Below are 8,945 nucleotides of genomic sequence, written 5' to 3' on the forward strand. Positions count from 1 at the left end.
ACCCATGCCCGACCCAGCTTGAGAGCTAGTACGCCGCCATGAGTCGTCGATTGACGACTCAACCTGTGCGGCAAGCAGTTTAAGTTCATCGCGATGCGTTCCGGCATAGGACCGGGGTAGGCGGCCGCCGCGGTGAGATCGGCCATCGCAACTCATGGCGGTGCGCACACGCCGCGTTCGCGGTATCCCGGCAGGCGCCCGAGCCGCGTCAGTTTGTAGGTTGTGTTTTACGACTAACTCCACTAGCGTTCTAGTTAGTTGGAATTCCCAACTGACAGCTGCGCGTTGAAATCCGAACTGCGGCTCAACTTTTGGACAAGGACCACTCATGACCGATCTGCTCGACGAAACTGTGGCCGCCCACGGCGGACTCACACGGTGGAACGAGATCACCAACATCAACACCCACCTCGCCTCGACCGGAGCAGTCTGGGGAGTGAAGGGCCAGACGGGCCTGTTCACCTCCGTCGACGTCGACATCGCCCCCCACGCCCAACGGGTCGCCGCCACGCCCTTCGTGCACGCCGGCTGGCGCGGCGTCTTCGAACGCGACCGCGTCTGGATCGAGAACGAGACCGGCGCGGTGGAAGAAGACCGCACACAGCCACGGTCCTCGTTCGACGGCCACGAACTATTCACGCCGTGGGACCACCTGCACGCCATCTACTTCGGCGGGACGGCGCTGTGGACCTACATCACGCTGCCATTCGTACTGACCCAGCCCGGGTTCAGCACCGAGGAGATCGATCCGTGGAAGGAGAACGGCGAGTCCTGGCGCCGCCTGCACGTCACGTTCCCGCAGACCATCGCCACGCACTGCGCCGAGCAGGTCCTCTACATCGACGACGCGGGACTCATCAGGCGCCACGACTACACCGCCGAGGTCACCGCCGGAGGCCCAGGAGCCCATTATCTACACGGTCACGAGGACTTCGACGGAATCGTCTTCCCGACTCACCGGCAAGTGTTGCCCCGCCAGGACGACAACCAGTCAGCCGAAGAACCCCTCCTGATCGACATGGAATTCGACGACTACACGCTGACCTGACCAGTGCACCGCCCGCGGGACGTCCGGACCAGGGTTCGGGCGCTCCGCGGCGGGAGCAGGCCAGCCGCGCCGACAGCGTCCCAGCGGTCGCTACGGCCCTACGGAAATCCCCGGACCGTTACCCGCGAAACAGAGATCGCCGTTGCACCAGGCCCCGTAGACCGGACCGTACTGCGGCCTCTGTGGCGGAGGGGCGTGTGTGCCACGGACGTCGCCCTGAGCGCACACGATGGTGCCGCTGGAGTCGTTGCAGCCCGCCCCGGCCGCGGGCGCGAACACCATGCCCACCGCGGCGAGCGGAATCAGAGCTGCAAGGACGAGGCGCACCACTCCATCATGCACCCGAGCTCGAACACGACCACCTTCGTCGGCACGCGCATGCGCCATCATGGCGGTATGAGCCAAAAGAAGTCGGTATTCATCACGGGCGGCGCAGCGGGCATCGGTCGCGCGACCGCCCTGTCCTTCGCCAGGAACGGCTACGTCGTCGGCGCATACGACATCGACGAGGTCGGACTCAAGACATTGGCCGAGGAGATCGAGGGCCTCGGTGCGACGGCGATCACCGGACATCTCGACGTGACCGACGCCGACGAGACCACCCAGCGCGTCGCCGAGTTCGCCACACACACGGGCAATCGCCTCGACGTGATGATCAACAACGCGGGCATCCTGACCTCGGGCCGATTCGAGGAGATCGCGGTCAAGGCGCACCACCGGGAGATCGACATCAACACCAAGGGCGTGGTCAACGGATTACATGCCGCGTTCCCATATCTGAGGACCACGCCAGGCGCGGTCGTCGTCAACCTGGCGTCCGCGTCCGCGATCTACGGTCAGCCCGAACTCGCGAACTACAGCGCGACCAAGTTCTTCATCCGCGCGATCACCGAGGCCCTCGACCTCGAGTGGGGCCGGTACGGCATCCGCGTGATCGCCATGTGGCCGCTCTACGTGCAGACCGCGATGACGAGCGGCGTCAAGACGGGCACGACGGAATCACTGGGCATCCACCTGTCCGCACAGGACATCGCCAACGACATCGTCGCGGCCGTCGACCCCTCGTGGCAGCGCAGGCTGATCCATCAGGTGCACTTCCCAGTGGGCAGGCAGGCCAGGGCCATGGCCATCGGCGCACGGTTCTCACCCGCGTGGCTGACCCGCTTGGCGAACAAGCGGTTGGCGCGCACCTAGGACGCCGATTCAGCTCTTCTTGCTCGGGATCACGATCACGACGATCAACGTGATGATGCTGAAGAACAGCCCGAGCACCCCCCAGCCGAGCGCGCTCCGTCCCTTGGTCGCGGCGATGACAGCGCACACGATGGCCGCGATGACACTGCCGATCGCGACGAAGATGCCCTTGATGCCGCGCAGGATGAATCCCGCGGCCTCGACGTTGTCCGACGTCGCAAGCAAAACACTGTGCAGCATGGCTGCCACCTCCACGGTGAGGACTGAATCGACGAGTGTCGCCGATCTAGGTAGATACCCGGATCGTGGCGCTCGAACCCGGGACCGGCGATTCACAGCCGTGCCACAGTCGACTCGTGGCGGCGTCACACGGCGCAGCCCTTCATCCCCGGTTCACGTCGACGTCGATCCCCGTTCCCCGCGGCGCCGGTGAATGTTTGCCGTTGCCACGCACTTTCGCGGCCGGTGCTCGGTCAGGATGAGGTGGTGGACTTCTCCATCCTCGACGTGCCGCGGGAGGCGCCCCCGGAGGACGCGGAGGCGTACCTCGTCGCTGCGATGGCGTGGCACTTCGGCGCCGACACCGGGTCACCGTTCTGGCTGCGGGCTGCCGACGACTTGGAGTTCGACCCGCTGACCGACGTCCACACGTTCGACGACCTACGCATCTTCCCCAACCTGGTCGACCAATTGCGTAGCGTGCCAGTCGAAGACCTCATCCCTCGCGGCTACGGCTCGTCGCCACCAGTGCCGAGGATCTACGAGTCCGGTGGCACCACGGGAGCGCCCAAGCGGACGGCGCAGCTGCCGGACTGGGTGGAGCAGGTCACCCGCTGGCAGGTGCAGGACTTCACCGCGGGAGGCTTCGTCGCGGGCGGCGGTCTGTTGTGCATGATGCCGAGCGGCCCGCACGGCGTCGGCCATTTCGACCGCGAGGTCGCCGAACGCCTCGGCTCGACGTTCCATGCGATCGACCTGGATCCGCGGTGGGTCAAGAAGCTCTCGGCACGGGAGGCGGCCGCGGAGGTGGCCGCCTATCTGAGCCACGTCGTCGATCAGGCCTGGTTCATCCTCGAAACCCAGTCCGTCGCCAACCTGCACGCCACGCCACCGCTGCTGGAGGCCATCGCCCGTGACGACGCGCTGGTGGATCTGGTCAACCAGAAGATCCGCCACATCCTGCTCAGCGGCGCACACGTCGACCTGGACACGCTCGACGTTCTCCGCGACGTGTTCCCTGGCGCCCGCATCGCGACGGTGTTCGGCAGCACCATGATCCTGTCGCAGTGCGCCACCCGGATCGCCTGCGACGTGACCGTCTTCGATCCGAGGTCGCCCTACGTGGTGCTCTGGGTCATCGATCCCGACACCGGCGAGCAGGTGGCCTACGGCGAACGGGGTCAGGTGGTGATGAATCACGTCAGCAAGGGCATGTTCATCCCGAACAACCTGGAGCGTGACACGGCGATCCGGAACAGGGGACCCGCCACACAGGTCGGCGATTCCGTGAGCGAGGTCGTGCCGGTGGCCGTGTTCGGCGGTGAAGCCGTCATCGAGGGCGTGTACTGATGAGCCTCATCGCGCTCGACGCCCTCGGCCCGAACGGTGAATACCGCACTCGCAAGACCGAACTCGTCTCCGACACCCGTGGGGAGCCCGTTGCCGAGTTGAGCGTCGTGCCACGACTGTTCGTCTCGCGTTCCATCGCCGCGCAGCGCAAACTGCGACCGCTGCCGCTGGCCGAGCGGGAGGTGGCGCTGCGGCGCGCGGCGGAGCTCTTCCGAACGTCATCCGTCGCCGGACTGGACTTCGGCGGCTACGTCGACGCGACGTGCCGGGTGACGGGTCTGCCGATGACCGTGGCAAGAGCCGGAGCGCACGTGGTCGCGGAATCGGTCGAGACGACGTTCGACGCGGTGCGACCGGCGCGCCCCGTCGGGGCGGAACTGGATTGGCGCGACGTCGAACGTGGCGGCGGCGCGGTGTGGGCACGCCGTGGTGAAGTGCTCGCCGTGCACGCACCAGGGAACGCCCCCGGCGTACACGGGCAATGGCCGCAGGCGCTCGCACTGGGCTACCGGGTCGCGATCCGCCCGTCGAGACGGGAACCGTTCACGGCGCACCGCCTCGCAATCTGTCTGCGCGAAGCCGGATTCCGCAATGGGGACGCGCTGTTCCTGCCCACCGACCATGCCGACGCCGACGAACTCGTCCACGCCGCCGACCTCGCGCTGGTCTACGGCGGCCAGGACGTGGCCGACCGCTTCGGGGGTGATCCAAAGGTGTTGGTGAACGGACCCGGCCGCACCAAGATTCTGATCACCGCGGAGTGCGACTGGCGCGACCACCTCGACGTGATCGTCGAGTCGATCGCCGGCCTCGGTGGGATGGCCTGCGTCAACGCCACCGCCGTGCTCCATGAAGGCGACCCCGAACCGCTGGCACGGGCCATCGCCGAACGGCTGTCGGCGCTGGCGCCGCTATCGAACCTCGATGAAAGGGCCACCCTCCCAACCACTCCGATCGACGAAGCCATCGCACTCGCCGAACATCTCGCGCACCGGGCGGCGGGCACCGAGGCCGTCCTCGGAGCCGACCAGGTGGTCGCCGATCTCGGCGACGGGTACGCCGCACTGCGGCCCGCGGTGCACCTGCTGCGGCAACTCGACGTGAACACGATCAACGTCGAACTGCCGTTCCCATGCGTCTGGGTGACGCCCTGGTCAAGGGACGACGGTCTGACCCCGTTGCGCGACTCCCTGGTGATCACCGCGATCACGACCGACCAGGCGCTGATCGACGACCTGCTCGCCGAACCGACGGTCACCAACGTCTACACCGGTGGCCATCCCACCCAGACGGCCGCACCACACATCCCGCACGAGGGCTGGCTCGCGGACTTCCTCATGCGCAACAAGGGATTCCTCCGGTGAACGGACCGATCGGCCACGCGCGGTTCACACGCCACTCACCTCCGCGCCCGCCCCGAGTCAACCGGGACGTGTGGACTAGCGCCATGGCAGACACGGAAGCAGACGTTGACGAAGCAACAGACGTTGACGAGGCAGCACCCGACGAGTTCATCCGCGAGGACCCGGCCGACGTGACGGTCGAGGTCATCCACACCGAGCACGAGGACGAGATCGCGGAACCCGATTCGACGCGCGGTATCGTCATCCGCCACGTCCTGGAGCGTCAACTCGGCGCGGGCCAGTCCCTCGGTGCCGAGCTCGTCGGCGTCACCACCGACGTGTCGGCGGCCCTGGCTCACGCACCGATAACCGTGGTCGACGAGATCCGTGGCGGCGCAACGCTTCCTGCGGCGCTCGTCCACAGCGGCAAGGAGGTGCGCGGCGTCGTCGCCGGCGCGGGGAGCCGAGTCCGTACCGCGGTCGGTGAGTACGTCGGCAACCAGGCGGTGCTTCCCAACGCCGTCGTCGCGGGGGCCGCGGACGTCGCCGAAGCCGTTCTGCGCGCACAGGGCAGCGTCGCGGCGTCGGCCATCGACGCGGCGTTCACCGTCGCGACGGTCGCCACCCGCGGCGGGGACGTCGGGGCCGCGCTGAGCCGCGAGCGTTACGAGGTTCTCGCCCAGGCTGACGCGGTACGTGCCGACATCGGCGAATCCTGGAATCGCGCCGGACAGGAGATCCACGGCGCCGTCAAGGATTACGACGCGGTCCTCGAGACGTTCCAGGACGACGACCAGCGGGGCCTTTAACCGCCCTTCGACAGCTTCGACACCGGGTACCGATTACGCTCGGCTTCGTGCCATCAATCTGGTCCCGACGGAGCTTCCTTGCCATGACCGCGGGCCTCGCCTTCACCACCGTGGCCTGCAGTGCGGACAAGCCCGGCGCCGTCGCCGGTGACGGGTCCGTCACGGTCAAACACGTCTTCGGCGAGACCAAGATTCCGTCGGCCCCCAAGCGCGTCGTGAGCGCAGGGTTCACCGGACAGGATGACCTGCTCGCGCTCGGCGTGGTCCCGATCGCCATCACCGACTGGTTCGGCGGCGAGCCGTTCGCCGTATGGCCGTGGGCGCAATCGAAACTCGGTGGCGCCCAGCCCATCGTGCTGAACCTCTACGACGGCATACAGGTCAATCAGATCGCCACGCTCAAGCCCGATCTCATCGTCGCCACCAACGCTGGCCTCGACAAGGACACCTACGACAAGCTCACCGCCATCGCGCCGACCGTCGCGCAGTCCGGACAGAGCGCGTTCTTCGAGCCGTGGAAGGACCAGGCGTCCACGATCGGTCAGGCGGTCTTCAAGTTCGACGAGATGACCAAGCTCATCGCCGACGTCGACGCCAAGTTCACCGACGTCGGGAAGAACAACCAGCAGTTCAAGGACAAGAAGGTCGTCATCGTCAGCGCGACGTTCTTCGAGAACGAGGCCGACGTCACCCCGCCCGGCTGGCGCACCGACTTCCTCGTGCAGATGGGCTTCGCCGTACCGGACAGCGTCAACGGCTTCGTCAAGGAGGACCGCGCCCAGGTCCCGCTCGACAAGCTGGCGTCGGTCCTCGACACGGCGGACGTCGTGATCTGGAAGACCGAGAGCGACGAGGAGCAGGCCGCCCTTCTCGCCCAGCCGTTCTTCGCCACGCTGAAGTCGACGAAGTCGAACAGGAACGTGTTCACGGGCAAGGATCTCGCGGGGGCCCTGGCGTTCACGTCGGTGCTGTCCTATCCCGTGGTGGCCGACCAGTTACCGCCGATGATCTCCAAAGTGCTCACCTGACAAGATGACCGGGTGACGAGCGAGATACCCGAGAGGCCCGAGAGACTTACAGCTTTCGCACAGGTCGGCGCGGCCTACTATCCGATGCTCGTCGCGGTGTTCACGGCCCTGGTCATCATCTCCAACGTCACCGCCACCAAGGGCGTGGCGTTCGGGCCCGTCATCACCGATGGTGGCTTCATCGTCTTCCCGTTGACCTACGTCATCGGCGACGTGCTTTCGGAGGTGTACGGCTTCAAGGCGGCTCGACGCGCGATCATCCTCGGCTTCTCGATGAACGTGTTGGCCGCACTCGCGTTCTGGGTGACCATCTACCTGCCGGCAGCGGACTTCTACGAGAACCAGGCCGCGTTCGAGAACGTCGTGCACGCCTACACGCAGCTGATCATCGCCGGACTGGCCGGCTTCATCGTCGGGCAGACCATCAACGCCTGGGTCGTCGTGGCGATCAAGGAACGCACCAAGGAGAAGCACCTCTGGGCCCGCCTCGTCGGGTCGACGTTCGCGGGCCAGCTCGGCGATACCCTGGTGTTCTGCAGCATCGCTGCGAGCGCGATCGGCATCACCAGCTTTCACGACTTCGCCGTCTACACCGCACTCGGCTGGCTCTACAAGACCGCGGTGGAGATCGTCATGCTGCCCGTGACGTACCGCGTGATCGCCTCCATCAAGCGCAAGGAGCCCACGTACGAGCCCGCCGTATGAAGCATCTCTGAGGCTCCTCTGGCGAGGTCCTAAAAGTTTGCCGAAAATTAGCTACCCGTGGGTAGCGTGGGTAGATGACAGTCTCGGCTGACGTGATGAACGCGATGTCCCTCGGCACGGTGCTGGACTACGGTGACCAGGCTCTGCTGCTGGAGTTCGACGGTACTGCCGAAGTGCTGGCCTGGTGTCAGGCGTTGCGGGACGCCGATCTCCCCGGCGTCGTCGACGTCGTCCCTGCCTCCCGCACGGTGTTGCTCGAACTCGCTGGTCCGGGCCATCAGGCAGCGACGCGGGCCCGCCTCGACGGCCTCCGCGTCGAGTGGGAGGCGGTGGCGGCCGACCCGCCATCCGGCCTCGGAGCGGACGTGACGATCGACGTGGTCTACGACGGCGAGGACCTCGACGAGGTCGCACGGCTGGCGGGCCTGTCCCGCGACCAGGTGGTCGCCGCCCACACCGCCGCCCCGATGCGCGTCGGGTTCGGGGGGTTCGCACCCGGGTTCGCCTATCTGGTCGGTGGGGACGAGCGACTGCACGTGCCGCGCCGAGCCGAGCCCCGCACCAGGGTGCCCGTCGGATCGGTCGGGCTGGCAGGTGAATTCAGCGGCGTCTACCCACGCGAGTCGCCGGGTGGGTGGCAGCTGATCGGCCGCACCGATGCGGTGCTCTGGGATGTCGAACGCGATCCGCCCGCGCTGCTGACCCCCGGCCTGTGGGTTCGATTCCGGGCGATCGGATAGGAGCCCCTGATGACCACCATCGAGATACTGAAGACGGGCCCGCTGGCCCTGCTCGAAGACCTCGGAAGGCCGGGACTGGCGCACATGGGCGTGTCCCGCTCCGGGGCGGCCGACCGTCGTTCCCACACCCTGGCCAACCGGCTGGTGGCCAACCCGCGGGACAGGGCCACCGTCGAAGTGACCTTCGGAGGCTTCTCGGCACGGGTGCGCGGAGGCGGTGTCGCCATCGCGGTCACGGGTGCCGATGCCGATCCGTCGGTCAACGGTCTTCGGTTCGGCACCAACAGCATTCACTACGCCCACGACGGTGAGGTGATATCCCTCGGGGCTCCCCACTCCGGTCTGCGGAGCTATCTCGCGGTCCGTGGCGGCATCGACGCCGAGCCGACGCTCGGCTCCCGCAGCCATGACGTGATGTCGGCGATCGGCCCCAAGCCGCTCAAGCCCGGCGACGTGCTGACCATCGGCAAGCACACCGCCGACTTCCCCGAGTTGGACCAGGCCCCGGT

At 66.9% G+C, this 8,945-nt stretch carries 11 protein-coding genes; 9 read left to right on the top strand and 2 right to left on the bottom strand.

Features of this window, described 5'->3' with window-relative positions:
- Nucleotides 1-328 precede the first annotated feature (328 nt).
- Nucleotides 329-1,048, top strand: a complete 720-nt coding sequence (locus ACRDUX_RS19480) for a hypothetical protein (protein WP_526415661.1) — start codon at nucleotides 329-331, stop codon at nucleotides 1,046-1,048.
- 90 nt (nucleotides 1,049-1,138) lie between these two features.
- Here ACRDUX_RS19480 and ACRDUX_RS19485 read toward each other — a convergent pair whose 3' ends face one another.
- The gene (locus ACRDUX_RS19485; protein ID WP_526415662.1) at nucleotides 1,139-1,375 is read right to left on the bottom strand and encodes a hypothetical protein; all 237 of its coding nucleotides are present in this window, start codon (nucleotides 1,373-1,375) and stop codon (nucleotides 1,139-1,141) included.
- A gap of 69 nt (nucleotides 1,376-1,444) precedes the next feature.
- On the opposite strand from ACRDUX_RS19485, the gene ACRDUX_RS19490 reads away from it, so the two are divergent.
- Entirely contained in the window at nucleotides 1,445-2,242 is a 798-nt protein-coding gene (locus ACRDUX_RS19490) for an SDR family oxidoreductase (RefSeq protein ID WP_526415663.1), read from the top strand.
- Nucleotides 2,243-2,251: 9 nt separating this feature from the next.
- Here ACRDUX_RS19490 and ACRDUX_RS19495 read toward each other — a convergent pair whose 3' ends face one another.
- Nucleotides 2,252-2,482, bottom strand: coding sequence for a deoxyribodipyrimidine photolyase (locus ACRDUX_RS19495; RefSeq protein WP_526415664.1), 231 nt, complete (start codon nucleotides 2,480-2,482; stop codon nucleotides 2,252-2,254).
- A gap of 225 nt (nucleotides 2,483-2,707) precedes the next feature.
- Between ACRDUX_RS19495 and ACRDUX_RS19500 the strand changes: the two genes are divergently transcribed.
- The 7 genes from ACRDUX_RS19500 to ACRDUX_RS19530 all read left to right on the top strand — a co-directional run.
- Entirely contained in the window at nucleotides 2,708-3,811 is a 1,104-nt protein-coding gene (locus ACRDUX_RS19500; protein ID WP_526415665.1) for a phenylacetate--CoA ligase family protein, read from the top strand.
- Nucleotides 3,811-5,175 carry an aldehyde dehydrogenase family protein gene (locus tag ACRDUX_RS19505; protein WP_526415666.1) on the top strand — a complete coding sequence of 455 codons (1,365 nt, stop codon included), beginning with the start codon at nucleotides 3,811-3,813 and terminating at the stop codon, nucleotides 5,173-5,175. Before ACRDUX_RS19500 ends, ACRDUX_RS19505 begins: the two co-directional genes overlap by 1 nt.
- A gap of 83 nt (nucleotides 5,176-5,258) precedes the next feature.
- Nucleotides 5,259-5,963, top strand: coding sequence for a hypothetical protein (locus ACRDUX_RS19510; protein ID WP_526415667.1), 705 nt, complete (start codon nucleotides 5,259-5,261; stop codon nucleotides 5,961-5,963).
- A 47-nt stretch (nucleotides 5,964-6,010) separates the two neighbouring features.
- Nucleotides 6,011-6,991 carry an ABC transporter substrate-binding protein gene (locus ACRDUX_RS19515; protein ID WP_526415668.1) on the top strand — a complete coding sequence of 327 codons (981 nt, stop codon included), beginning with the start codon at nucleotides 6,011-6,013 and terminating at the stop codon, nucleotides 6,989-6,991.
- 84 nt (nucleotides 6,992-7,075) lie between these two features.
- Nucleotides 7,076-7,696, top strand: coding sequence for a queuosine precursor transporter (locus tag ACRDUX_RS19520; protein WP_526415671.1), 621 nt, complete (start codon nucleotides 7,076-7,078; stop codon nucleotides 7,694-7,696).
- 74 nt (nucleotides 7,697-7,770) lie between these two features.
- On the top strand, nucleotides 7,771-8,436 hold the full coding sequence (locus ACRDUX_RS19525; RefSeq protein ID WP_526415669.1) for a 5-oxoprolinase subunit B family protein: 666 nt from the start codon (nucleotides 7,771-7,773) through the stop codon (nucleotides 8,434-8,436).
- Nucleotides 8,437-8,445: 9 nt separating this feature from the next.
- The coding region (locus tag ACRDUX_RS19530; RefSeq protein WP_526415670.1) for a 5-oxoprolinase subunit C family protein at nucleotides 8,446-8,945 on the top strand (500 nt) is incomplete at its 3' end.

This window comes from Mycobacterium sp. (genome assembly GCF_050701675.1).
Taxonomy (GTDB): Bacteria; Actinomycetota; Actinomycetes; order Mycobacteriales; family Mycobacteriaceae; genus Mycobacterium.

Coding starts and splice junctions, on each gene's coding strand:
- ACRDUX_RS19480 (WP_526415661.1), top strand. CDS start 329: ATGACCGATCTGCTCGACGAAACTGTGGCCGCCCACGGCGGACTCACA.
- ACRDUX_RS19490 (WP_526415663.1), top strand. CDS start 1,445: ATGAGCCAAAAGAAGTCGGTATTCATCACGGGCGGCGCAGCGGGCATC.
- ACRDUX_RS19495 (WP_526415664.1), bottom strand. CDS start 2,482: ATGCTGCACAGTGTTTTGCTTGCGACGTCGGACAACGTCGAGGCCGCG.
- ACRDUX_RS19510 (WP_526415667.1), top strand. CDS start 5,259: ATGGCAGACACGGAAGCAGACGTTGACGAAGCAACAGACGTTGACGAG.
- ACRDUX_RS19505 (WP_526415666.1), top strand. CDS start 3,811: ATGAGCCTCATCGCGCTCGACGCCCTCGGCCCGAACGGTGAATACCGC.
- ACRDUX_RS19520 (WP_526415671.1), top strand. CDS start 7,076: ATGCTCGTCGCGGTGTTCACGGCCCTGGTCATCATCTCCAACGTCACC.
- ACRDUX_RS19525 (WP_526415669.1), top strand. CDS start 7,771: ATGACAGTCTCGGCTGACGTGATGAACGCGATGTCCCTCGGCACGGTG.